General features: G+C 58.6%; 18 protein-coding genes and 1 pseudogene. 16 read left to right on the top strand and 3 right to left on the bottom strand.

The genetic code is table 11. From position 1 onward, the window contains the following. Positions 1 to 27: 27 nt before the first annotated feature. The 7 genes from MPAL_RS08985 (at position 28) to MPAL_RS08955 (ending at position 8,596) form a co-directional block, all read left to right on the top strand. Complete coding sequence (locus tag MPAL_RS08985) at positions 28 to 774, top strand: hypothetical protein (protein ID WP_012618428.1); 747 nt, start codon at positions 28 to 30, stop codon at positions 772 to 774. Beyond that, positions 775 to 1,323: an ECF transporter S component gene (locus MPAL_RS08980; protein ID WP_012618427.1), complete on the top strand. Its 549-nt coding sequence runs from the start codon at positions 775 to 777 to the stop codon at positions 1,321 to 1,323. It abuts the gene before it with no gap. Next, on the top strand, positions 1,310 to 2,815 hold the full coding sequence (locus MPAL_RS08975; protein WP_012618426.1) for an ABC transporter ATP-binding protein: 1,506 nt from the start codon (positions 1,310 to 1,312) through the stop codon (positions 2,813 to 2,815). The genes MPAL_RS08980 and MPAL_RS08975 overlap by 14 nt, the downstream gene beginning before the upstream one ends. Then, entirely contained in the window at positions 2,799 to 3,638 is an 840-nt protein-coding gene (locus MPAL_RS08970) for an energy-coupling factor transporter transmembrane component T family protein (protein WP_012618425.1), read from the top strand. Before MPAL_RS08975 ends, MPAL_RS08970 begins: the two co-directional genes overlap by 17 nt. 41 nt (positions 3,639 to 3,679) lie before the next feature. Continuing rightward, positions 3,680 to 5,641, top strand: a complete 1,962-nt coding sequence (locus tag MPAL_RS08965; protein ID WP_012618424.1) for a hypothetical protein — start codon at positions 3,680 to 3,682, stop codon at positions 5,639 to 5,641. 111 nt (positions 5,642 to 5,752) lie between these two features. Then, positions 5,753 to 7,801, top strand: coding sequence for a hypothetical protein (locus tag MPAL_RS08960; RefSeq protein WP_012618423.1), 2,049 nt, complete (start codon positions 5,753 to 5,755; stop codon positions 7,799 to 7,801). A 183-nt stretch (positions 7,802 to 7,984) separates the two neighbouring features. Then, entirely contained in the window at positions 7,985 to 8,596 is a 612-nt protein-coding gene (locus MPAL_RS08955) for a methyltransferase family protein (RefSeq protein ID WP_012618422.1), read from the top strand. 303 nt (positions 8,597 to 8,899) lie between these two features. Here MPAL_RS08955 and MPAL_RS14600 read toward each other — a convergent pair whose 3' ends face one another. Further along, positions 8,900 to 11,446, bottom strand: a complete 2,547-nt coding sequence (locus MPAL_RS14600) for a PKD domain-containing protein (protein WP_012618421.1) — start codon at positions 11,444 to 11,446, stop codon at positions 8,900 to 8,902. A gap of 343 nt (positions 11,447 to 11,789) precedes the next feature. Continuing rightward, positions 11,790 to 12,875 (bottom strand): hypothetical protein, encoded by a 1,086-nt coding sequence (locus tag MPAL_RS16960; RefSeq protein WP_012618420.1) that lies wholly within the window; start codon positions 12,873 to 12,875, stop codon positions 11,790 to 11,792. A 124-nt stretch (positions 12,876 to 12,999) separates the two neighbouring features. Here MPAL_RS16960 and MPAL_RS08935 point away from each other — a divergent pair, with 124 nt between their 5' ends. Genes MPAL_RS08935 through MPAL_RS08925 form a run of 3 tightly spaced genes read left to right on the top strand, consistent with a single transcriptional unit; the run spans position 13,000 to position 15,317 of the window. Continuing rightward, positions 13,000 to 13,773 carry an ATP-binding cassette domain-containing protein gene (locus tag MPAL_RS08935; protein WP_012618419.1) on the top strand — a complete coding sequence of 258 codons (774 nt, stop codon included), beginning with the start codon at positions 13,000 to 13,002 and terminating at the stop codon, positions 13,771 to 13,773. A 2-nt stretch (positions 13,774 to 13,775) separates the two neighbouring features. Beyond that, positions 13,776 to 14,483, top strand: a complete 708-nt coding sequence (locus MPAL_RS08930; RefSeq protein ID WP_012618418.1) for a GTP-binding protein — start codon at positions 13,776 to 13,778, stop codon at positions 14,481 to 14,483. 3 nt (positions 14,484 to 14,486) lie between these two features. After that, a complete protein-coding gene (locus MPAL_RS08925; RefSeq protein ID WP_012618417.1) occupies positions 14,487 to 15,317 on the top strand; it encodes a (Fe-S)-binding protein in 831 nt (276 codons plus the stop codon). Between the two features lie 331 nt (positions 15,318 to 15,648). On the opposite strand, the gene MPAL_RS08915 is transcribed toward MPAL_RS08925, so the two are convergent. Then, positions 15,649 to 15,993, bottom strand: a complete 345-nt coding sequence (locus MPAL_RS08915; protein WP_012618415.1) for a nucleotidyltransferase family protein — start codon at positions 15,991 to 15,993, stop codon at positions 15,649 to 15,651. Between the two features lie 119 nt (positions 15,994 to 16,112). Here MPAL_RS08915 and MPAL_RS16955 point away from each other — a divergent pair, with 119 nt between their 5' ends. The 6 genes and pseudogenes from MPAL_RS16955 to MPAL_RS16690 all read left to right on the top strand — a co-directional run bounded on the left by MPAL_RS16955 (position 16,113) and on the right by MPAL_RS16690 (position 24,882). Then, positions 16,113 to 16,622: a nucleotidyltransferase family protein gene (locus tag MPAL_RS16955; RefSeq protein ID WP_236610360.1), complete on the top strand. Its 510-nt coding sequence runs from the start codon at positions 16,113 to 16,115 to the stop codon at positions 16,620 to 16,622. Between the two features lie 112 nt (positions 16,623 to 16,734). Next, a pseudogene (locus tag MPAL_RS17325) lies at positions 16,735 to 17,103 on the top strand (HepT-like ribonuclease domain-containing protein). A 254-nt stretch (positions 17,104 to 17,357) separates the two neighbouring features. Beyond that, a complete protein-coding gene (locus tag MPAL_RS08900) occupies positions 17,358 to 17,615 on the top strand; it encodes a DUF7557 family protein (RefSeq protein WP_012618413.1) in 258 nt (85 codons plus the stop codon). Then, positions 17,615 to 17,884, top strand: a complete 270-nt coding sequence (locus MPAL_RS08895) for a type II toxin-antitoxin system RelE family toxin (protein WP_012618412.1) — start codon at positions 17,615 to 17,617, stop codon at positions 17,882 to 17,884. The genes MPAL_RS08900 and MPAL_RS08895 overlap by 1 nt, the downstream gene beginning before the upstream one ends. Before the next feature lie 836 nt (positions 17,885 to 18,720). Further along, entirely contained in the window at positions 18,721 to 19,359 is a 639-nt protein-coding gene (locus MPAL_RS08890) for a hypothetical protein (RefSeq protein ID WP_148208202.1), read from the top strand. A 1,062-nt stretch (positions 19,360 to 20,421) separates the two neighbouring features. Next, on the top strand, positions 20,422 to 24,882 hold the full coding sequence (locus MPAL_RS16690; RefSeq protein WP_236610359.1) for a PKD domain-containing protein: 4,461 nt from the start codon (positions 20,422 to 20,424) through the stop codon (positions 24,880 to 24,882). Positions 24,883 to 24,938 lie beyond the last annotated feature (56 nt).

The following is a 24,938-nucleotide window of genomic DNA, read 5'->3' as shown; positions in this document are numbered from 1 at the left end:
CGGCGGATTCTGGCCGCACTGGTTCTGATGGGAGCGTTCACCATCCTCATGGTGGCTCTTCAGATGACTGCAGGAGGTGTGGACCAGACCGATCAGGATACCGCTGAAACGAACATCAACCAGAGTGTCTCCCTATCAATGGCGGATCTCATGTACGGCCCGCAGTCCTGGCGTCCATATGTGCCTCCACTCAACATCGACCCGGACGAGAAGAACCAGACAGAGGAAGGCTGGTATCTCAGTTTCATCGATCTGAACGGCACCCCCGAGGGACAGAACATGTATCAGGATCAGAGCAATCCCGTGAGGGTCTCGTACAGGGTCCAGAACCTTTCGGGAAGGATGGTCTTTGCTATCTACGGGTGGGGCGGCACGCCACGCAAGTTCTGGACGAACCGGCAGACCGGGTATGGTGCCAACGGGTATATGGTCCAGGGGGAAGCTGAGCCAGGCGAGCCAGTAGCCGGGGTCACCCCCCTCGCTCAGACCGGCCCCTTCTCTGTGATCGTTGCCGGCCGGGATGCAGCGACCTCAGGGCCGGTGAACATCTCCTTCGATCATCCCTGGGGCGGGCTCGATGCCCTTCATATCACCACCGATACGGCTGCGAAGAAGGGGCAGATGACGAACACGACAGCACAGAATGGGAGTTTTTTTATCACCACGACGGGAGGGAGCGAGGTGGATCACGTGCTTCTGATGATCGCCGTCGACCGGCCTCAGCCTGACTCGTTCAAACTTTCGATCACCTCGGCCCCTTCGGAGGCGCTCTGAATGGTGGAACTGAGGGGCTACTTCTCCCTCTATGAGACGGCCCTCCTCTCCCTCATCGGGGCGATGGTCTTTGTTCTGAACCGGCTCTTCGAGATTCCCCTTCATCTTCCGGGTAGTTCCGGTATCTACTGGGTCATCCCGGTCATCATCGGGGTACGGGTGGTCAGAAAGCCGGGGGCAGGGCTCTATATCGGTCTGATATCCGGGGTTCTGGCCTCATTCTTCGGGAACGATCCGCTTCATCTCTTCGACCTCTTCAAGTACCTGGCCCTCGGTGGAGCGATCGATCTCACCGCCCTCATCTTCGGGTACCAGTTCACCAACCCCCTGGTCGGGTTCATCGGTGGAGTATTCGGAAATATGGCCAAGATGGTGGTGAACTACGGGGTCCAGTTCTTCTTTGGAGTCCAGACCAATCTCATTCTGATCGGGATCGGTGTCGCTTCGGTGACCCACCTGATCTTCGGAGGAATCGGCGGCATCCTTGCATCGCTGGTCCTCAGGCGCCTTCTCAAGGCTGGGGTGATCGAGGCAGATGAGCGGACCTGACATCCTTGAGATCGCAGATCTCTCCTTTCAGTATTCCCGTACTTCCGGGGGTGAGAGTGTGCCTGCCCTCGATCATATCTCCTTCTCGGTCGAACAGGGTGAAATCGTCATCCTCACCGGACCGAGCGGTTCGGGGAAGTCGACCCTTCTCCGATGCCTGAACGGTCTGATCCCGCAGAGCACCCGCGGTACGATGACGGGGCAGGTCATGGTGGCAGGAAAGGATACCAGCACCTGCCCGGTCCATGAACTGGCCTCCACCGTGGGCATGGTCTTTCAGGATCCCGACACCCAGTTCTTCTCCAGCGAGGTCGACACCGAACTGGCCTTCGGGCTGGAGCAGAGGGGGGTGGAGGAGAAAGCGATGGAGCAGGCGATCGCGTCCATCGCGGACCTGCTCGGTATCACCCACCTGCTGGGCCGCTCGCTGGACCAGCTCTCCTGGGGAGAACGGCAGCGGGTCGCGGTAGCCTCGGTGGTGGTGACCGGGCCCGATCTGCTCATCCTCGACGAACCCTTCTCCGGCCTCGATCGCCTGGGAGCCGAGGCTCTCAGTGCGTGTCTCGGTTCCCTCGTTCAAAAGCGGGGGATGACCCTCTTCATCACCGAGCACCGGCTGGACCGGCTTGGCTCGCTGAAGGGGCGGTACCTCGTCCTGAATAGGGGGCGTCTCATCTATGACGGTTCCCCGGATGCGGTGATGGCCGGGATTCTGGAGAGGGACGACATTCTCCTCCCTCCAGAAGACGAGTGCAGACCTGTGGGCCGGAACATGCGAAGGGAGTCAGGGAGTGACTTCGGGGGGGATCGTTCCCCGGGTCTTCGCCTCTCCGGGGTGACCTATCAGTACCCCGGTTCGGTCGCTCCTGTCCTGAACGCCGTCGACCTCCGGATCCGGCCCTCTGAGATCACGGTCCTCGTCGGGGCCAACGGTTCCGGGAAGTCGACGCTGCTCCGCCTGCTCAACGGTCTGATAAAGCCGGATTTTGGGGAGGTGCTGGTGGATGGGAGATCGATCGCCGGTTCAACGGTCGCCCAGATCTCACAGACGGTGGGTGTGCTCTTCCAGCATGCCGATTACCAGCTCTTTGCTGAGACGATCGCCGATGAACTGGCCTTTGGGCCGAAGAATTTCAGGGTTCCTGCCCCTGAGATCAACCGGAGAATCAAGCAGGTGCTTGCAGATCTGAATCTCGGTTCCCTGAGGCTCACGGCCCCGCCGCTGGCCCTCTCTGTCGGGGAGAAGCAGCGGGTCGCGATCGCCGGGCTGCTGATGATGGAGTCCCCGATCCTGGTGATGGACGAGCCGACCCTCGGTCTCGACTGGACGCTGAAGCTGAAACTGGCACGGGTCCTCCGCCTGCTGGGGGATGCCGGCAGGACGGTCCTCGTGGTCACCCATGACCAGGCATTCGTCCGGCTCTGTGCGGACCGGGTCGTCACCCTCACCGGCGGCCGCATCCAGGAGGTGACCGATGGGATTGGTGCATAATCGCCGTTCCTCAGGTCGGCGGCTGGAGGGGAATGCGGCCTGGGCGAGGTTCACCCCCGGGACCTCGTTTCTTCACCGCCTGGACCCCCGGACCAAGATGGGGGCGCTGGTCGTGATCAGTGGAGTCTCGCTGATCCAGGACTCCCTCCTCCCCCTGCTGGCAGCCCTGCTCTTCGTCCTGATGCTGGCCGGGATCTCCGGTCTGCTCCAGCCCCTGGGTCGGGCCTTCTGGACGTTCTCCCCCCTGCTCCTCTTCATCGTCTTCATCGACATGCTCTTTCCGAAGGAGTCGACGGGCACGGTCTTTTACTCAGTGGACCTGGGCATGCTCCATCCTACCCTGAGTACCGGGGGGTTCCTCTTCGCCGCGGCGATGGGTGTCCGGCTGCTCACGATCGCCGGGTTCGGCGTCCTCTTCATCATGACGACCTCCTGCACGTCGGTCATCCACGCTCTGAAGGCCCTGGGTGTCCCGGACACCTTCACCTTCTCTCTCGGGTATGCGCTCCGCTCCACCACGGCTCTGAGCGCCGATCTCGGGCATATCATGGATGCCCAGCGCTCGCGGGGGCTCGACTTCGAGCAGGGGTCCTGGGTCCGGAAAGCAGAGATGCTGATGGCTCTGGTGATCCCGATGATCATCGCGGTGCTGAACCGGGCCCGGCTGGTGGCCGATGCCCTGCAGGCCAGGGGATTTGGATCGGGAACGAGAACGACCTGTTACCACCCCCCCCATCCCGGGCAGCGGGACCTGATCATGGGCGCCCTGCTGGCCGGGCTGGTGGGGTTGACCGTCGTCTATCCCCGGCTCGTTCCCGGATAGACGAGTATTTCGAAAAATTTCCGAGACTATGGGACAATTCAATGACAAACCAGATGACTGATCCGAACTATCGTGCATCGCTGTCAGTACTGACCAGTATCGTCCTGATCCTGCTCGCAATCACCATTACTGTTCCTGTTGGAGCAGAGAGTGTACTTTCCGATCACTATCATATCAATATCGCCACGGTGAATGGTGGAGAGCGATACTTCAAGCTTGACGATCCCGGGATGAATGCGCTTCACATCTCCGGCGACTCCTCGAATTATTTTGGAAATTCGATCGCGTCTGACTCCCAGTCGGGCTCCTTCTTTATGACCGATACCGGGGGGAGAGGGTTTGATGACGACGGGATCCTGATGCTCGCCGTAAAGGGTGACGTCCCTGACGACTTCAAGGTCCATATCCGGGCGAGCGGCTACACCTGGACGCCGTCCTCTGTGGTTAATCAAAAACCCAGTATCTATGCTCATGAGGATGGATCTGTCGACAGTACCTTCTCAAAGGGAGATTTTGCCTACGGACCTCAGAACTGGAAGCCGAGCCCTGCGTCGAACTATCCGATCTATGATGGCCAGGATATGGGGGATGCTTCGCAGCAGTTCCATCTGGTTTTTATCGATCTGAATGCAGGGATTCTGGGCCAGAAATCAGGCATCGATCCTTCGACTCTTCAGGATAATGGTGCGATCAGGGTCGAGTACTCGTTCGAGAATTTGAATACCTTCGCCGCGTTCGACGCCTATGCCTGGTGTCTGAACTCCAACCAGGGGGAAGGGGTCACATGGACCAATCGTCTCTCTGCAGCGGGCAGCAGCGGTTTCACGGTGAAGGGGACTGAACCCACCCCCACGACAGAACCGACGACAACAGAACCGACAACGACGGTTGCAACCCCGAACGAGACGGTATCGGTCACGCCGACAGAGACCCCAACGTCTGTCGAGACGACCGTGAATGTTACATCAACCGTCACCATCAATGAAACCACACCGACAACGACGGCGGTCCCCTCCACCACGGTATCTCCCACCTCCGCTCCGACCACGCCGACTGCAGCGACCGGTACGACAGTGACGTCCACGCAGCCGGTCAGCACCGCCACTACTGCTGGCGTTCTGGTGACTCCGACCTCCCTGCCAACCGGCACGACCCCCGGAGTCATCGTCTCCCAGACGACAGTCCCGGCATCGCTGACCACCGTTCCATCGGCCACGGAGACCCAGAGTCCCGAACCGTCGGTTTCAGTTCCTGTTCTGAGCACACTCTTCCCTTCACATGCCCAGACCGCCGTTCCGACCCAGGCTGCAGTGACCAGTGCTCCTCAGACGCAGTCTCCAACAGTCGGTACAGGGACGGTCGTATCAGATGTCACTGTACAGGCAACCGCGACCCCGCAGAATGCACAGACGGTCGCGTCCGGCGCCACCACTGTGCAGGCGACTGTTTCCTCAGGGAGTACCCAGACGATCGCTACCCAATCCTCTTCACAGCCGGCCGGTAGCAATTCCGCAGAAGGGCCGGTTTCGACCGGAGACTCCTCCTCCGGTTCATCGAGCGACGACTACACCGGAGTCGGAGGGACGGTTGGGACGACGGCGACGCCGGCCCCCACGACCGCCACGCCGACCCAGACGCAGTCAGCCGATACAACGCCCACCCCGACTCAGGCGAATTCCAGCACCCCGGTGATGACGACGCCGACGCTCCCCCTTATCGATACCGGGAACCAGAACGAGTACTCGCCGGTCTCTATCTCCGGTTCGTCGGGTGCCGCCTCGTCCCGCGATCGGAGTTCATCTCAGAGTTTCCTCTCGACGATCCAGTCGACCATCGATCGGCTATCATCGTCGGACTTGAGTCTGCTTCTGCTGATCGGAGCGGTCCTGTTCTTCTTCCTGCTCGTCTTTGCAGGGTTGATCATCATGGTCCTGCTCCTGCTGCTGCTTCTGGTCGGGATCCTGTATCTCCGGCAGAGGAGGGAGGAACAGCATGAGAATTGAACCATGCCCGGATCTGCCGCCCTGGCTGGTTGGCGTGACCGTCGTCTATCCCCGGTTCATACCCGGATAGATGATCATTCCAGCAAATTTCTGATACTATGAGATGATATTATGACAAAACATTTACGTAACCTGAACTACCGTGCATCGCTGTCAGTGCTGATCAGTTTCGCCCTGATACTGCTCGCACTCACCATTACTGTTCCAGTCGGAGCAGAGAGCGTACTCCCCGATCACTATCATATCAATCTCGCCATGGCGAATGGCGGAGAGCGATATCTCAAGTTCGATGGAGGCGGTCTGAATGCGCTTCATATCTCCAGCGACTCCTCGAATTATGGTGGGAACTCGATCGCGTCTGACTCCCAGTCGGGTTCCTTCTTTCTGACCGATACCGGAGGGAGAGGGTTTGACGACGACGGGATCCTCATGCTCGCGGTGAAGGGGGATGTCCCCGACGATTTCAGCGTCCATATCCGGGCGAGCGGCTACACCTGGACGCCGTCCACGGTGATTAACCAGAAGCCGGAGGAGATCACCTACCAGGATGGGTCCGTCGACAGCACCTTCACCAAATCCGATTTCGCCTACGGTCCTCAGAACTGGAGGCCAGCCGGGCCGGAGAACTACCCGATCTATGACGGCCAGGATATGAGTGACTCCACGCAGCAGTTCCACCTGATGTTCATCGATCTGCATGCAGGCATCCTCGGCCAGGGAAGTGTGAACACCAGCGCTCCTCCCCTTACGGACAACGGAGCGATCAGGGTCGAATACTCGTTTTCGAATCTGAACTCGTTCGCTGCGTTCAACACCTATGCCTGGTGCCTGAACTCCAACCAGGGAGAGGGGATCTCCTGGACCAACCGGCTCTCTGAAGCGGGGAGCAGCGGTGTCACAGTGAAAGGGATCGAGCCCACCCTGACAACGGTACCGACCACAACAGAACCGACCACCACGACTACGACCCCGAATACGACGGTATCAGTCTCACCGACAGAGACCCCAACCTCTGTCGAGACGACGGTGAATGCCACGCCGACCGTCATCGTCAATACGACCGAGCCGACATCGACGACGATGGTCCCGGTCACCACCCTGACGACCGAGCCGACCACGTCGGCGACCCTCACCACCGTTCCGACCTCCACGACGACCATCAAGACCACGCCGACGACATCTGCGACGGTGACGGTGGCCGGGACTGCAACGGTGACGTCCACGCAGACAGCCGGCACCGTCATCACGACCAGTGCTCCGGTGACCACCGGCACGACCGCCGCGGTCACCGTCTCCCAGACCACCGCCCAACCATCGCTGACCGTCGCTCCCTCGGTCACCACAACTCAGAGTCCCGAACCGTCGGTTTCAGTTCCTGTCCTGAGCACGCTCTTCCCCTCACATGTCCAGACCGCCGTTCCGACCCAGGCTGCGACCAGTGGTTCTCAGGTCGCGTCTTCCACATCAGGTGCATGGATGGTCGGAGCAACTGTTCCGCCTGTGCAGGCAACCGTGACCTCGCAGAGTACACAGACGGTCGCATCCAGCGCCACCACCGTGCAGGCGACTGTTTCCTCAGGGAGTACCCAGACGATCGCTACCCAGTCTTCTTCACCGTCGACGGGTAGTACCAGCAGTAATTCCGCCGGAGGGCCAGTCTCGACCGGCGACTCCTCCTCCGGTTCTTCGAGCGACGATTACACTGGAGTCGGTGGGACGGTCGGGACGACGGCGACGCCGGCTCCCACGACCGCCACGCCGACCCAGACACAGTCAGCCGATACCACGCCCACCCCGACGCTGGTGAATACCAGCACCCCGGTGATGACGACACCGACGCTCCCTCTGATCGATACCGGAAACCAGAACGAGTACTCGCCGGTCTCTATCTCCGGTTCGTCGGGTGCCGCCTCTTCCCGCGATCAGAGTTCGTCACAGAATTTCCTCTCGATGATCCAGTCGACCATCGATCGGCTCTCATCGTCGGACCTGAGTCTGCTTCTGCTGATTGGGGCAGCACTCCTGTTCGCTCTGCTCGTCTTTGCAGGGTTGATCATCATGATCCTGCTTCTCCTCCTGCTCGTGATCGGGCTTCTGTACCTCAGGCAGAGGAGGAATCTGAAGGACGGTCTGCTGGATGATCTGCAGGAGAAAGACTGAACCACTCTCTTTTTTTGACATTCGATCGATCGGGTCTCTTTCCCGAACGATCTTTTCCGGTATGAACAAGATTACTCTGTTCCGGTTATCTCCTCACAGACGATCACGAGAGGTGGATTGTTCAGGCAGCAATCCTATATCTGGTCGACTCTCATATTCTCGCAGTATGTCGGTGATCGTTCAATGGTGATAATCTCCCAGCTTCCCATCTCCGCTTCCGGCACTGAGGCACTCCTTTTTACGATCGCATTCTTCGGCTGGATGGCCAGTGAGATCATCGGGGCCATGATCTTTCCACGGCTCCGCCGCTACCGCGAAGGGACAAGACTCGAGACGAAGGATCGGCGGTCTGGGCTGGTTGTGATTTTCGGTCTCCTCGTAGCAATCTATCTGGCCTTCGGTCTTTCCCTGGCAGGCGTTGCTCTCTTGCCCGGCTGGCTGTTCTATCCCGGAATCGCGTTGATGGTCTTCGGGGTCTTCCTCCGGCAGTGGTCCATTGCCCTCCTCGGGGGGTTCTTCTCCGCGCTCGTCAGTGTCCAGGAAGGACAGACTATCATCCGGAAAGGACCGTACCGGTATGTCCGCCACCCGTCCTATACGGGGGGAATTATGATTATGATCGGAATAGGCGTTGCCCTCCTGTCGTGGGGTGCGGTTCTGGTCCTGCTGCTGGCTTCCTGTGGTGTGTACGGATACCGGATCCATGTCGAGGAGAAGGCGCTGGTCGCGAAGTTCGGGGATGAATACCGGGCATATATGAACGAGACGAAGATGCTGATCCCGTTTTTACTGTGAAGGGGATGGCTGTCCGCTACGATTCGTCCGGTCACAGACGGTGTGTACCCCCACGACCCGGGGAAGGAATTTGATGACGATGCGGGCATTCCCATCCCTCTTCAGCATGCTATCATGAGAGAAAATATCATGAGAGAAAACAGTGAACTTTTTTTTAGATTCGGAGTGGACCTGAAAGGCACTCTACTATCGGAACCCTTTCAGGGGGATCACGGTCAACAGGATTCTCCATACCCACACCAGTGACTCAATCAGTCGTGATTGTTGAAGATTTTACCAGATCTGAAAAAAAGGGGACTCTCTTCAGAGCATATTGAAGAGCAGAACGACGTCATCGAAGTCGACGGAGCCGTTTTTATTGAAGTCGAAGGCGGTGACCGGCTCGTTCACCGCGATCCAGTCCATCTGGTTGAAGAAGAGGACCACGTCGTTGAAGTCGGCCACGCCGTCTCCGTTCAGGTCTTCATACAGTCCATCCCTGTTGGGGTCGGTGGGGGGGCGGGTCGCCGATGGGATAGTGATCGGGGCCGTCGAAGTCGACATCCCCGACACGGTGTAGCCGCTTGCAACCGAGGACTGGCCTATGGCGTTGACCCCGTTCGTCCATGATATCCCTTCGCCCAGGGTGGAGTTCTCGCACCAGGCGTAGGCGTTGAAGGCGGCTAAGGTGTTCAGATGATCGAACGAGTACTCGACCTTGATCGCACCGTTGTTCTGCAGCGTGGAGATTCCGGCTTTGGAGCTCTTGCCGAGGATGCCTGCACGCAGATCGATGAACATCAGCCGGAAGGTGTTCTGCGTGTCGGACAGATTCTGTCCGTTATAGATCGGGTAGTTCGCCTGCCCGGCCGGCTTCCAGATCTGCGGGCCGTAGATGAAGTCGTCCTTGGTGAAGATCTCATCGATCGAGCCGTCGACATAGGTTATATCGTTCGCGGTTGGTGAAAGGTAGTTTGGAATCGGTGTCCAGGCATACCCGCTCGCTCGGATATGGACCTTGAAGTCGTCAGGGATCGTCCCGTTGACCGCAAGCATGAGGATGCCATCGTCGTCGAACCCTCTTCCCCCGGTATCGGTCAGGTAGAAGACGCCCGACTGGTTGGTGGTGTTGATCGTCTGACCCTGCGGAACCGACGGGGTTCCGGTCATCCAGATCGCATTGGTCCCGCCCCCGTCGCTCTTCTGGTAATAGGTACCGTTGTTGTGGAGATCGAAGCGGGCACCTTCAGTGTTTGAGACCTGGAGATAGTTGTGGTGATAATTGGTGAGCGGGGCCACCGTCGTCATGGTCGGCACTACCGCCGTGACGGTGATGTACTGCTCGTTCGTCTTCACCTGGGTTCCGGTGGGGCCGCTGACGATGAGGGAGACGGTGTAGGTGCCGGCTGTCGTGTAAGTGTGCACCGGGTTCCTGTCATACGAGGCCCCGCCGTCGCCGAACTGCCAGAAATAACTCTGGACCGCACCGGTCGTCGAGTCGGTGAACTGCACGGCGAGTGGGGACTGGCCGGCCGTCACGTTCGCCGTGAAGTTGGCCGCCAGCGGCGGTGTTGTGATGGTTGGGGTTGGTGTCGCGACCGTTGTCGTTCCGGTGGTGGGGATCGTCGTCACCGTCGTCGGCACGGTGGTGTTGCCGGTTGTCGGCACCGTTGTCGGCCCTGTCGTGGGGGTCGTGGAGCGGACGGTGATATAACTGGTCCTGGTGACCGTGTTACTGCCGCCGGCGTTGCTCGCGGTCAGGGCGACCGAGTAGGTACCGTCTGTCGTGTAGGTGTGGGATGGATTCTGCTCGGTCGAGGTGGTCCCGTCGCCGAAGTTCCACGACCAGGCCGTCGGGGTGTTGGTCGACTGATCGGTGAACCCGATCGAAAGGGGTGCCGGGCCGCTTACGGTATTTGCGGTGAAGGCGGCGACCGGTGCCCGTGGGACACCGGTGACGGTGTAGCCGTTCGCGGACCCCGAGGACGAGCCGGCTGCGGCGACCTCATTCGTCCAGGTGATCCCCTGCCCCTGGTTGGAGGCACTGCACCATGCAAAGGCATCGAAGGCAGCGAAGGTGTTCAGGTTTTCGAAGGAGTAATCGACCCGGATCGCACCATTGTCCGTAAGTGCCGGGGCGCCGGCGGTGGAATTCTTGCCGATGATCCCTGACTTCAGATCGACGAACATCATCTGGTAGGTGTCCTGGGTGTTCGTCATATCCTGTCCGTTATAGATCGGATAGTTCGCCACCGAACATGGTTTCCAGTTCTGCGGGCCGTAGATGAGGTCGTCCCTGGTGAACGTTTCGTCAAGGGAGACCGGCTGGTAGGTGACTGAGCTCGGGATGGTTGGATTGTAAACTCCGGAAGTGGCCGGTGTCCAGGTGTAGCCGCTCGCCCGGATATGGACCCTGAAGTCGTTCGGGACATCCCCTTTTACGGCGATCATCAGGATGCCATCGTCATCAAATCCTCTCCCCCCGGTGTCGGAGAGAAAGAAGGTACCGGATTGGGCGTTCGACGCGATCACATTCCCGTACGGGCTCGCGGGGTCGCTGGTGATATGAAGGGCATTCAATCCGCCTCCATCGAACTTCATGTAGTAGGTGTTGCTCGGGCCGCTGTAGAGTGCGCCGTCATAGTTGTACTTCACGCCGGCGTCGTTCGCCACATTGAAGAATACATGTTTGTTGGCGGAGAAGGCTGCAGTATCTTTCAGTTCCTGGGTCTGATCGACACCGATAGAGGTTGTTCCGTTCGACTGTACAAGTTCTGCACCTGCAGGGGCTACCAGCAGCGCCATGGTCAGGAGCAGTATTACCATGAGGTAGGTCTGTATCGTATGTTTTGTGTCAGGCATGGTTTCCATCACCAGTGGGGGGTGTACAATCAGTGACGCATGAAGGGTCTATCCAGAGAACAGGCGTGGTCACAGTATCACCGATTGCAGTTATTTTTTATCCGAATGATTCCCTGCCAGGGAGTGGACGGGTCCAGTGGGGTCTGTACATATCCAGTATGGGCCACACATCGATCACTGGCAGAGAAAGTGGAGATTTCACCAAACGAAATCTACCTAAACTAGTGTTGGAGTGGGTTGATATAAATGTTATTAAGTATTCTTTTTAGTTAACCTAACTTTGTTTATATGTCCGGGAACGAAAACCTTCGATCTCCGGGGTGCGGGTCGATTGGAAAAAAGGGGGGAATGGTCAGATCCTGATGAAGAGGGAGACCACGTCGCCGAAGTCGATCTTTCCGTTCTTGTTGAAGTCGAAGGCGTCGACGGGTTCATTCTCCGCGATCCAGTCCATCTGGTTGAAGAAGAGGACCACGTCTGAGAAGTCGGCCTGTCCGTTTCCGTTCAGGTCTTCGTATCGTCCGTCGCCGTCATGGTCCAGGGGGGCATGCTGCTGATCCGGGAGGGGAAGGATCTTCAAAACCGGCGACGAGGCCGTGACCGAGTAGCCGCTTGGGGTCCGGTCTGGCATCAGCGAGTTCGTCCAGGCGATCATGTCGAAGCCGTTGTTCGAGGTCTTGCAGTAGCCGTAGACGTTGAAGGCCGCGAACGAGGAGAGGTTCTCGAACGAGTAGTGGATCCTGACGGCTCCCTGGTTCTCGAGCGCTGCGTTCGGTCTGAGCACGCCGGCGTTCAGATCGATGAGCATCACCTGGAAGGTGTTGGTCGTGTCGTTCGTGTCCTGTCCGTAATAGATCGGATAGGAGTAGCCGTTGCCGGTCGGTTTCCAGTTCTGCGGGCCGTAGATGAGGTCGGCTTTCGTGAAGGTCTCGTCGAGAGTGGTGGCGTTGTAGGTGGAGGAGGTCGGGGCCGTATTGCTGATGGGGTTCGGGGTCCAGGTGTAGCCGTCGGCCGTGACATGGAGTTTGAAGTCGTCGGGGATCGTGCCGTTCACGGCGACGAGGAGGAGGATATCGTCCTCGTAGCCCTTGCCGCCCGAGTCGGTGGCGTAGAAGGTTCCTGACTGGTTGGCGGTCGTCGTCACCTGGCCGAAGTTCACGGCAGGGTCGGTGGAGATGTGCAGGGCGTTGAGCCCGCGGTCGACCCCCTCGAACCGGCTCAGGTAGGACCCGTTTCCGAAGACATTGTAGGCCGGGCCTTCGGGATTGGCCACGTGTATCATGACATTATTATAGTCGGCGATGGGGGCCGCTCCACCCGGGGGGATGAAGAGGAGGATGCCCAGGAAGAGAAGAAGGGCGAGCCCTCCTCCCCTTCTCTTTGGGGGCTGTGTCTTCTGGCGATACCAACCGTGTCCGTTCTCATCTCTTCTCTGCATCTGTCATCTCCTGCCTGCGAGTTGTATGATTGAAGTAGTATCTCAATGGATAACAAATGTTCTTATCAAATTCACTAAATCAACTTAACGTTATGTTTATTCCTGTCCGGTTCGAAGCAGTTCTGTGGAACACTTCACGATTCAGACAATCACCATCCTTCCGGGAACGGCGAAGGACGGCCATCGAGAGCCATTCGACGAACTGACCATCCGCGCCGGCGATACGATATCGATCGTCGGCCCGACGGGGTCGGGCAAGTCGGCGCTGATCAACGACATCGAGGTCTTCGCCGAGCAGGACACGGTGACCGGCCGGACGGTGCTGGTGAACGGAGAGGCGCCGCCCGAGCAGATCTGCCGGGATCCGGCGAACAAGCCAATCGCCCTGATTGCCCAGACGAGCAAGTGCCTGGCCGATCTGCAGGTCCGGCAGTTCCTCGAGATGCACTGTGCGGCCCGCGGGCTCGATTCGGCGGAGACGGTCGACGAGACGATCGCGCTCGCGAACGAGTTCACCGGCGAGGCGCTCTCGGGAGAGATGCGGATGACCCGGCTCTCCGGGGGGCAGACCCGGTCGCTGATGATCGCCGACGCCCTGCTGGTCAGCAACACCCCGATCATCCTCCTCGACGAGGTGGAGAACGCCGGGATCTTCAAGGACCGGGTGATGGCCCGGCTGCGGGAGTACGGCAGGGCCGTCCTCTTCGTCACCCACGACCCGTTCGTCGCCCTCCTCTCGGATCGGCGGATCGTGATGCGGAACGGGGCCGTCGTCTCGGTGCTCGAGCCGGGGGATGTCGAGGCCGAGACGCTCGCCGAGGTGGCCGCGATGGACGGCCGGCTGCATGCGATCCGGGAACGGATCCGGGCCGGCGAGCTCCTGACCGGGGGGGTATGAGGATGCGTCTCCTCATCGTGGCCGGCCCGCCGAGCGCCGGGAAGACGGCCGTTGTCCGGCAGCTCCTCAGGCAGTTCGCCGGACGGTACCGGACGGTCTATCTGAAGATCGATGTGGTCCAGGCCTTCGAGGCCGAGGAGCTCGCGGCCGAGTTCTCGATCCCGACGAAGAAGGTCTACTCGGGGGATCTCTGTCCGGACCACACCGGGATCCTGGTGCTCGCCGATGCGCTGACCTGGGCCGTGGAGGAGAAGGCCGACCTGCTGATCGTCGAGTCGGCCGGGCTCTGTCTCAGGTGCACGCCGTACACCACTCAGTCGCTCGGGATCGTGGTGCTGCCGGCGATCTCGGGGACGAACTCGCCGCTGAAGATGGCGCCGATGATCGCCTTCGCCGATATCGCGGTCGTGACCAAGACGGACCTGGTCTCGCAGGCCGAGAAGGAGGTCTTCCGGGAGGCGATTCGGCGGGTGACGCCGGGGATCGATATCATCGAGACGAATGCGATCGAGGGGACCGGCCTCCGGTACCTCTTCCGGGCGGTCGAGGGCTGTCCTCCGATCGACGACCCGGCAGGGATCGTCCTCCGGGGGGCTCCGCCGCTCGGGGTCTGCACGATCTGTGCCGGGAAGAAGGAGATCGGCTGGCGGAACCACTTCGGGGTCATTCGGACCCTGGACACCACCGACGAACTCTACCGGGGGGACTGAACGGTGGTGTGGGAGCCGCCGGGGAAGGACTGCGGGGCCTGCGGGGTCCGCAGCTGCCGCGAGTTTGTCGAGGGGATGCGGAACGGGACGCGGGTCCTCGCCGACTGCCCGCACCAGGCCCGCCGGCTGGACCTGGATGAGTCGGCGCTGCTGGAGGTCTACGACGGGACCGACCTGCTCGGGTCGGAGTACGATTTCATCCTCAGACCGCTCCCGGGTGAGCCCTCGGCGCAGCGGTACATCCAGCCGTTTCGGCCGGAGCTGGTCGAACGTCTGGGGATCGGGCCGGGGGCGATCGTGATCGGCCGGCCGGTCGACCCGGGATGCCCGATTCAGCATGTCCTCCGGGTGCTCGACGGGGACCCGGTCTCGGGGATCCTCCGCTGTCACACGGTCGGGCCGCTGGCAGCCCGGCGGAGTCCGAAGGTCTTCGATCTGAAGGCGTACCGGGAGGTCGCGTTCGAGGGGCGGGCGGACCTGATCAGGACCGAGCCGGCGATCGGTTTCCGGGCCCGGTTCCTGCCGGCGAACTGTATGCGCCAGATCGCCCACACCGGGGTGGTGCAGATGGTGCTGAAGAAGTCGTTCGGGTTCCACGTCCGGCTCGAGGATATCCAGATGCACGGGAAGCGGGATAACCTGCTGAAGGAGACGAAGGTGAAGACCGGACAGATGGTCACGCTCGAAGGGCCGTCCGGGCCGGACCGGGAGGTGGTGATCAACGGCGTCCACGCCTATGTCGGCGACCGGCCGACCGGGAGGAAGGGCGACGGCGGCGGTGGTGGTGGGGGGAAGCATCATCACGGCGATGGCAAGGGTCACGGCGGGGGATGACGAGGAGATTATCGATCCGACCAGAGATCCGTTTCTGACGCTGGCAGGCTGTGGGGTCATTCCCTCCCAGGGGATACCGGCTCTCCTCGCCGTGATTTTTCCGGCTGTTATTCCTGAACCTGTTTTTTTAATGCCGGCAGGTTGTGTTCGATCACGTTCCAGACTGCATCACGGTCGATCCCGAAATGGTGGTGAGGATGTCTCTCAAACCGATGATATCCGACCCTAGGATGCCAGGGTTTCGATCCCTGAACTCCGGGGAGGTCTCCTGCAACCTTTTCAATTCGCTCAATGGCTTCCAGACAATCCAGGAGACGCTCGGGATCATCTCTCATAAGGCCCGTGCTTCCCGCAACACCCGTGCACGTATCCGGTCCCGGAGTCCTGCTTCGGTCACGATGTCGACCGGTCGATCGAGCAGCCGTGAAAGATCCATGGCAAGACCCCCGACATCCAGAAGACTCCGATCCGGGTCCAGGTCGATCAGGAGATCGATATCACTGTCAGGACGGGCTTCGTTCCGTGCAATGGATCCAAAGATTCGGATATTTCTGGCTCCTCTTTGCTCTGCCATCGAGATGATCTCATCCCGTTTTCTGAGAAGGAGCTGCGTGATATCGGTTTCCGGGTCCATGGTGTTCAATCCCTCCATTGGTTCCAGATCTCTCCATTGCATTCCAGCATCTCACCTGGTTTTGGTCTTTTTCACCGGATTCTTCGGATCGCCGGGTGAATTGTATCACCGGGATCCCGGGGCATCGGTTACAGCATGCAACTCGTTCCTCCTCAGGGTGAATGGGAAGATCCCTCTTGATCCCCCATTTTTATGATCTCTTGAGAGTCTTTTTGATGGGTATACCTTTATGGTTATTCGATCATTCATCATTACTGGAGAGAAACACCGTAGGTGCGATCAAACCCTGTCCTTACAGAAACCCCAAAACAAGGAATATGTGGAGCCTTGGGAGAATTATCATGAAAAGAATGATCCATAGAACCCGGATGACACGGTCTCTGGAAGATATGAAAGGTCTTCTTCGGGAGAGGTTGCCGGAATTGAGGCGTACATACGGGGTCACCTCCATGAAGATTTTTGGTTCGTGGGTGCGGGATGAACAGACAACAAGAAGCGATCTGGATATCCTGATAGCGTTTGATCCGGTTCAGAAGATCTCTCTTTTTAATCTGGTCGCCCTTGAACAGGAATTGTCCGCCTATCTCGGTGTCCCGGTCGACCTTGTTGAAGAAGAGACCATCAAGCCTGCGCTCCGCCATCGTATCCTTGGTGAGGCAGTTCCCTTATGAAATCTTCGCGGGAATACATGGTATATCTTGAGGATATGTTGCATGCTGCAGAAAAGGCAATTTTTTTTATTCGAAAACCTGAAAGTTGATACATTCCCGGTTTTCTCAAATAGTGTTAACGCACCTAATCCAAAATAGACCAATCTCCGACTCCTGTGAGTCTACGATTGGTCAAGGATGTTGCGTTCAACACTATATTCAAGGTATGGAACCCGGGGATTTCCTGATTAATGAAGAGAAGGTCTTTGCCGTAACCCGTGCGCTTGAGATTATCGGTGAAGCGGCAAAGCACGTCCTGGAATCAGCCCGGAAGAAATATCCGGATGTTCCCTGACGGGCTATTGCCGGCACCCGGGACACATCGGTCCATGCTTATTTTGATGTGCATGTCCAGCGGTTATGGACGACGGTTGAACAGGATCTCCCTCCCCTGAAGATCGCACTCATACGAATTTTGAAGGAGGAGAAAGATAGAGAATAATTTCATCCGATTGGTTACTACCCGCCTTTTTTATATTCTTTGCCTCAGGACCCGATCCGTTTGTCAGGATCATATTTCATGTATTTTTTAATGGATCCACGTTCCCTTCCGGCCGGAGCCGGTCGTCCGGGGATCGGTCCGGGTGCGATCGAGGTTAGCCGGCCGGTCCGGACCGGGGGGACGCATCACAGGGCGTCGAGATCCCGGTCGGTGTGCCAAAAAATATAACCATCTATAGCGCCCTATAACCAATCATGTCGACGACAACGGTCCAGCTCCGATCAGAGACCAAGGCGAAACTGGACGATCTGAAACTCTACCCGCGGGAGACCTACGATGAGCTCATCGGACGGCTGGCTGATGCAGCGTACGATGACGAATCGCTCTCCCCTGAAGAGATCGAAGCGATCCGGGTGAGCGAGAGAGATATCGAGGCCGGCCGCGTTCGCAGCCTGCGGGAGATCATGAGGGACCTCGGGGATGATCGGGCGATCCGATCCCTGGTGGAATAATGGTCTATGAGGTGGTCTTCACCCATCAGGCCGAGCGAGCGTTTGCAGTGCTGCCCCAGGCAGCACGTATCAGGATCGAGATCGCACTCGAGCGGTATGCGGCGAATCCATTTCATCGTCAGGACGTGAAGAAGGTCAGGGGCTGCCCGCCCGAGAAGCCCCGGTACCGGATTCGGATCGGTGAATATCGGGCGACGTTCCGGATCATTCGCAACCGGCTCGTCATCTGTGTCCTGGCCGTCGGAAAGAAAGAGCATTTCGAGTACTGACAGCAGGGCAGGCGAATCCGTGGTGGTCCGACGTCCGCGAGCGAGCTCACGACCCTCGACGGTTGGATCTTTTTCGCAGGTGGAGACCACCGAGCCGGGCGGTCTTCACAGGCGACGGCGTTGTCGTCTGGCACCCCTCCCCCTTTCCACAGACGGGTGTCGAATTCGGTTACCGTGATGCCGGCTTTCCCGATGAGGCCTCGTTCCCTTTCGCACCGGGAACATGGTTGGACATCCCCAGGATCCCAGCACCGCGACTGAGGCCGGGTCGACGTCACCGATGTGATCGCCGCTTCTTCCAGATCAGATCCCGTCCGGGCGGTGGTGATGGACGGCCGGCCTCCTCCAAACCCTGTTGATCCCTGGGGGAGCGCGAAGGCGGGATTCCTTTCGAACGCCCCCTGGATTCTTTTTCGATCGCTCTTTCCGTTCTCAGCAATCGTTCTGTCGACGGAGTCCATCTGGTGATAAAGATCTGGTTACCATCATTCGGGCTGCACCGCCCGGTCTGATCTTCGGGACATTAACATTATTAGATTAATTTAACCCAAGATTAAATAGAATACTATTTATCATTCCTCAGCAAAGATGCATTCTGGGTATATCGAACATGGTGTGTCGATGTCCCGAGTAAAGGTGTTTATATGAAATTAAAAGAAGAAAGATTCAAAAGAGCCGCGGGACTTACCATGGTTCTGCTGTTGCTATCAATTGGTCTGGTCAGTCTCTGCCCGGTCTCGGCAGATCCACTGTCAAGTTTTAATCAATTGGATGTATGGATGACTAATGGAGCGAGATTTGATTATACAACTGATCCTGGCTCCTATTATTTCAAATTGACAGGAGGAGGGCTCAACGCGCTTCACATCACAAACGATCCCTGGAATGCCCCCAGTGGACAGGTGAACCACGGCAGCAACTCCACCGGCACGTTCTATATCTCTGACACCGGTGGACGCGGGTATAACGACGACCTCATTCTGATGGCCGCCCTCAACGGGACACCGGGATCCAACTTTGCCCTCAAGGTCAATTCGAGTGGGTATACCTGGACCCCGACGGCAGATGGCTCTCTCCCTGACAAATCCATTATCAGTCAAGGCATTGGGGTGAACGAAACCCTCACTTCGAGCAACTTCGAGGACTACGGCCCCCAGAATTGGAAACCATGTACAACAGGTTCGGCCTACCCCATCTATTATGGGCAGAGTATGTCAGACACTTCGAAGAACTTCAACCTGTCATTCGTCGATCTGAAGGTGGGGAACCTCGGCACCAATGTGAACCAGACCTACAACATGTCCCTGGTTAACCGTGGTGCGACGAGAGTTGACTACACTGTTCAGGACCTCGGAACGGCCCAGCTCGTCTTCAACGGTTATGCCTGGTGCAACCAGTCAAACCAGGGACAGGGTGTCTCCTGGACGAACCAAAACTCCGGGACCGGGTCAAGCGGCTGGGAGATCAACATCTAATCTTTTTTTTGCGCGCGCCGACCAGTCTTTACTGGGATAAATGGTCGGTACATGGCCCAAACTGGGACCTGTGATCTCAAATAAACAATGTGGTTAACTTATCATCAATGAAGATAAAGCACAACAGTTAACTATCATAATTTTTTAACTACAATTATTCGATTCCCCCCGGTCTGAACGACCCGTCGACACACACCACGGGTCGGTTCCTTCTGATCACCAGGTGGTGCCTCTTTGGGCCTGCCTTTCTCTCAGCGCTGATTCAGGCCGGCTGGAATCGTCATGGATGGTCGTGTGCCGTCTTCCTCAACAGGTGAACGAATTATGATACAAAGCAAACGATTTGATTTGATTCTGATTATGATATTACTGGCATCTGTCCTGCTGCTGGCTCCGGTTACAGCATCTTCTGTAACTGTTGGTGCCAGCGGGTGCGACTTCACGACGCTGACGGATGCGATTAATAGTGCATCAGTTGTCGATGGCGACACAATCTATGTCTATAATGGGACTTACTCCTTCACTGGACTAACAAAAGCCATTACCCTCACTGGGGAGGGAGCAGATCTCGTAACACTCAATCTCGGAGGATCCGGAAGTACGATTAGGGGATCTGGAACGATTATCGAGCAGATGAGGTTTACGAATGGAAGGATTCAATTAACCGGTGCTGCACCCATCGCCCAGAATATGATCATCCGACAGTGTATCTTTGAGGGTCTGACCTTCAATGGCCCTTCATATTATTCAGCTATTCAACTCCTTGGTACAAATAATACATTTCAAGATAATGCCTTCAGAAATAATGTTGCACCCATAGTGATCTATTTTGGAACCGGCTCGGGTAACCGCCTGCTGAACAATACCTTCGTGAACACTGCGCCCGCGTCGATGTTAAATAGAGGAGTCATCTCAATAACTGTCCCCGCGACTTCGGCAGTTATTGAAAATAATACGTTTAAAGACAACACGATTTCTTGCATCCAATTGGGGTCAACCATGGGCACAGGAAACGTGATTGACCGCAACAATTTCATTGTGCCTAACGGGGTTTCGCCTATTTTGGGCACTGGTACCATCCCAATTGCCTCATGGGTCACGTCCGCGGCGGTTCCGTACACCTATCAGGGATCATCCCATATTGGCATTCTCGGCAATTACTGGAGTACCTATTCCGGCACGGATGCTAACGGGGATGGCATCGGGGATACCTCTTACAATACTGGAGTTTCGAACCAGATCGATTCCGCTCCGCTGATGGACCAGGCCCAGTTCTACTTTGGGGCCTCACATTCAGCCACGGCATCGGTCAGCGTCATCCCGGCATCGGCGACGGTCAATGTCAGCGAGACAAAACAGTTCGCCGGGAAAGCCACCGATAGCGACGGCCTGAATATCCCTGGCCTGAACTATACCTGGTCCTCCAGCAACGAGACCGTCGGCACGATCTCCCAGTCCGGTCTCTTTACTGCACTTACACCAGGATCGGCAAACATCACCGCCTCGAATGGCGGAATCAGTAACACCTCTGTTGTTACGGTTCTCTCCGCTCTGTCGCAGCCGGTCGCCGACTTCACGGCGAATGTGACGAACGGCACGGCACCACTCTCGGTCCAGTTCACCGATGCATCGACTGGTTCTCCAACGGGCTGGTCGTGGGACTTCGGTGACGGGAACACCTCGACAACGCAGAACCCGGCCTATACCTACGCGACGGCCGGGAACTACACCGTGAACCTGACGGCCACCAACGCCGGCGGGTCCAACACAACGGTGAAGATGAACTACATCACGGTCACTGAGTCTGAGACCCCGATGGCTCCGGTCGCCGGATTCACCGCTAATGTAACGAACGGCACCGCTCCACTGGCAGTCGGTTTCACCGACCAGTCGACCGGCACCCCGACCTCATGGTCGTGGAACTTCGGTGACGGCAACACCTCGATCGAACAGTCGCCGGCCCACACCTACGCGACAGCCGGGAACTACACCGTGAACCTGACAGCGACGAACGCCGGCGGCAACAACACTACCACGAAGACGAACTATATCACCGTCACCACAGCGGTGACCCCGGTTCCGGTCGCGAACTTCAGCGCGAACATCACGAACGGTACGGCCCCGCTGGCTGTGCAGTTCAACGACACCTCGCTGGGTGAGAACCTGACGGCATGGTCGTGGGCGTTCGGCGACGGCAACACGTCGCTCGAACAGAACCCGATCTATAACTACACGACAGCCGGCAGTTACACCGTGAACCTCACGGTGACGAACGCGACCGGCTCCGACAACGAGGTGAAGACCAGCTACATCACGGTCTCTGCACCGGTGATCCCGACGCCGACGATCACCGTTGCCCCGCTGTCAGCCATACGGCACATCTTCATCAATACCGCGAACGGCGTGAAGTACAACTATGACGGTGCGACCTACGGCGGCCCGAACAACACCTACTATGTCAAGGCCGACGGTGGCGGACTGAACGAGCTGCACCTCACCAACGACGCGAATGTTGCCTCCGGCCAGGTCACGACGACCGGTGCCCAGAACGGCACCTTCTATGTGACGAACACCGGCGGTCGTGGATTCGATGACGATATCATCCTCCTCGTCTCGGTGAAGGGCCCGATCCCCGACAACTTCGGCATCCATCTGACCTCGAACGGATATGTCTGGACCCCAGCCGCTGCCGGAGCCTACAACCCGACCGCCCCGACCGACTCCTCCTACGTGACCGGTATCGACCAGACCTTCTCGAAGGCCGACTTCATCTACGGCCCGCAGACCTGGAAGCCCGGCCCCCATCAAGGCTCAGCCGACCTGGTGACCCCATACCTGCCGCTCTACACCGGGCAGGACATCAACGACGCCTCGACGGCCCAGTACCTGATGTTCGTCGACCTCAAGGCCGGCAACGTAAAGCAGGGCGTCATCCCCAGTGCCACGCTGAACAACGGTGCCCTGAAGGTGGACTACAGTATCACCAACCTGAGCACCCGTGCAGATTTCAATGGATTCGCCTGGGCCAATGCCTCGAACCAGGGGCAGGGGATCACCTGGACAAACAATGTCTTTAATCCGGGCGCCAGCGGCTACTCGGTCACGGCCCCTGTGGCTGCCCCCGTCGCCGGCTTCAATGCGAGCGTGACGAACGGAACGGCCCCACTGGCCGTGCAGTTCAACGACCTGTCAACCGGTACCCCGACCTCGTGGTCGTGGGACTTCGGTGACGGCAACACATCGACAACGCAGAGCCCAAGCCACACCTATACTGTGGCCGGGAACTACACGGTGAACCTGACGGCGACGAACGCCGGCGGTTCCAACACCACCACGAAGACGAACTACATCACCGTCACCGCGTCCGAGAGCCCGTCGGCTCCGGTCGCGAACTTCAACGCGAACGTCACGAACGGCACTGCCCCCCTGACGGTCGGCTTCACCGATGCGTCGACCGGAGCTCCGACCTCGTGGTCGTGGTCGTTCGGTGATGGCAACACCTCGACGACACAGTCCCCGTCCCACACCTATACTGTGGCTGGGAACTACACGGTGAACCTGACGGCGACGAATGCCAGCGGTTCCAACACCTCGGTGAGGACGAACTATATCACCGTCACCGGGTCAGAAACTCCGACGGCTCCGGTCGCGAACTTCAACGCGAACATCACGAACGGCACTGCCCCACTGGCTGTGCAGTTCACCGACCTGTCGACCGGAGCTCCGGTGACCTGGTCGTGGGACTTCGGTGACGGCAACACCTCGACGGTGCAGAACCCGGCCTACACCTACGCGGCGGCCGGAAACTACACCGTGAACCTGACGGCTACGAACGCCGGCGGTTCCAACACCACCACGAAGACGAACTATATTACCATCCACGCCGTGGTGCCACCAACGACAGCACCAACCACCACCGCTCCAACAACCGTACCGACAACCATTCCAACGACGATAGCAACAACCATTCCAACGACAGTACCAACAAAGATCCCGACGACAGTTCCGACGACGATCCCGGTGACCCCGACTCCGACCATGCAGCCGGTGACGGCCAACTTCACGGCGAACGTGACGGCCGGCCAGACCCCGCTCTCGGTGCAGTTCACCGACCTGTCGACCGGCACGATCCGACAGTACTTCTGGCAGTTCGGTGATGGTGGGGCTTCGTTCGATAAGAACCCGGTTCACACCTACTCGGCAGCCGGCACCTACACCGTCTCCCTCGTCGCCATCGGTTCCACCGGGGCTGAGGTGAAGACGATCCCACAGTACATCACCGTCACCGGTCCAGGGACTCCGACAGTCTCGCCGACCGTGACAACAACGGTGACAACGACAACGCCAGCTCCAACCACTACAACAACCATCACTCCCACCGTGACAACGACCATCCCGGTCACGACGACCGTGACTCCGCTGCCGACCTCGTCCGGGCATGACCTGCCGATCGCGAACTTCGTGGTCACCTACCAGGCCGGCGCAGGCTCGATGGGCATCCAGGTCACCGACGCCACGACGAACGCCACCACCGTGAAGTACGACCTCGGCGACGGTACCACCACCGCCTATAAGAATTTCAAGTACACCTACTGGCAGCCCGGCACCTATACGATCACCCTGATCGCAACCAATGACGCCGGGTCTTCGACAAAGACCGTCACGGTGACCGTGCCGGCCGGGTCACCCACGACCATGACCGTGACGCCAACTCCAACGGCGACCGTCTCGCCGACCATCACGCCAACCCAGACACCAACCAACCCGAACCTGCCTGTGGCCAACTTCACGATCACATTCCAGGGAGGCTCGGGCTCGATGGGCATCCAGGTCACCAACACCGCGGTGAATGCGACCTCGGTCCATTATAACCTCGGCGACGGGACGACCACCGCCTATCCGAACTTCACCTACACCTACTGGCAGCCCGGCAACTACACGATCAACCAGACCGCAACCAACGCGGCCGGGTCCACCACCAGGACCATCAATGTGACCGTGCCGGCGGTGGCAACCCCAACGACAATCCCAACCACCACCGTCTCGCCGACCGTGACCGGCACCGTTCCGGCCTACAACGGGACTCACACGATCCCCGGCCAGTTGCAGGCCGAGGACTACGACCTCGGCGGTGAAGGGATCGCCTACCACGACACCACCGCCGGCAACGAGGGCGGGGTCTACCGGCATGACGACGTCGACATCGAACAGATCGACACCGACAGAAGTCCGAGCGTCGGCTGGACCCGTGCTGGCGAATGGCTCGCCTACACTGTAAACATCAACACGGCTGGCACCTACACCGCCGGGTTCCGGGTCGCCTCGGCCCATGCCGGCTCGTCCGTCCAGGTGTATCTCGACGACGGCACAACCCCGATCGCAACCGTGAACGTCCCGAACACCGGCAACGATGCGACCTTCCAGACCCTCCAGGTCCCGGTGACCCTGCCGGCCGGGCAGCACCGGCTGAAGCTTGCGTTCCCGGGGAACTACGCCAACATCAACTGGATCAACTTCGCCTGAATGGGCAGAAGGACAATCCCTTTTTTCGACCCGCCCTCTCTCGACAGACTCTCCTC

Origin of the sequence: Methanosphaerula palustris E1-9c (assembly GCF_000021965.1) — an archaeon.
Taxonomy (GTDB): Archaea; Halobacteriota; Methanomicrobia; order Methanomicrobiales; family Methanospirillaceae; genus Methanosphaerula; species Methanosphaerula palustris.
The sequence above is the reverse complement of the archived record's forward strand: the minus strand, read 5'-3'. Positions and strand labels throughout refer to the sequence as shown.

What these genes read in the sequence shown, in the direction of transcription:
- MPAL_RS08985 (WP_012618428.1), top strand. Translation starts at nt 28, where the DNA reads ATGGGAGCGTTCACCATCCTCATGGTGGCTCTTCAGATGACTGCAGGA.
- MPAL_RS08980 (WP_012618427.1), top strand. Translation starts at nt 775, where the DNA reads ATGGTGGAACTGAGGGGCTACTTCTCCCTCTATGAGACGGCCCTCCTC.
- MPAL_RS08975 (WP_012618426.1), top strand. Translation starts at nt 1,310, where the DNA reads ATGAGCGGACCTGACATCCTTGAGATCGCAGATCTCTCCTTTCAGTAT.
- MPAL_RS08970 (WP_012618425.1), top strand. Translation starts at nt 2,799, where the DNA reads ATGGGATTGGTGCATAATCGCCGTTCCTCAGGTCGGCGGCTGGAGGGG.
- MPAL_RS08965 (WP_012618424.1), top strand. Translation starts at nt 3,680, where the DNA reads ATGACAAACCAGATGACTGATCCGAACTATCGTGCATCGCTGTCAGTA.
- MPAL_RS08960 (WP_012618423.1), top strand. Translation starts at nt 5,753, where the DNA reads ATGACAAAACATTTACGTAACCTGAACTACCGTGCATCGCTGTCAGTG.
- MPAL_RS08955 (WP_012618422.1), top strand. Translation starts at nt 7,985, where the DNA reads ATGGTGATAATCTCCCAGCTTCCCATCTCCGCTTCCGGCACTGAGGCA.
- MPAL_RS14600 (WP_012618421.1), bottom strand. Translation starts at nt 11,446, where the DNA reads ATGGAAACCATGCCTGACACAAAACATACGATACAGACCTACCTCATG.
- MPAL_RS16960 (WP_012618420.1), bottom strand. Translation starts at nt 12,875, where the DNA reads ATGCAGAGAAGAGATGAGAACGGACACGGTTGGTATCGCCAGAAGACA.
- MPAL_RS08930 (WP_012618418.1), top strand. Translation starts at nt 13,776, where the DNA reads ATGCGTCTCCTCATCGTGGCCGGCCCGCCGAGCGCCGGGAAGACGGCC.
- MPAL_RS08915 (WP_012618415.1), bottom strand. Translation starts at nt 15,993, where the DNA reads ATGCAATGGAGAGATCTGGAACCAATGGAGGGATTGAACACCATGGAC.
- MPAL_RS16955 (WP_236610360.1), top strand. Translation starts at nt 16,113, where the DNA reads ATGGGAAGATCCCTCTTGATCCCCCATTTTTATGATCTCTTGAGAGTC.
- MPAL_RS08900 (WP_012618413.1), top strand. Translation starts at nt 17,358, where the DNA reads ATGTCGACGACAACGGTCCAGCTCCGATCAGAGACCAAGGCGAAACTG.
- MPAL_RS08895 (WP_012618412.1), top strand. Translation starts at nt 17,615, where the DNA reads ATGGTCTATGAGGTGGTCTTCACCCATCAGGCCGAGCGAGCGTTTGCA.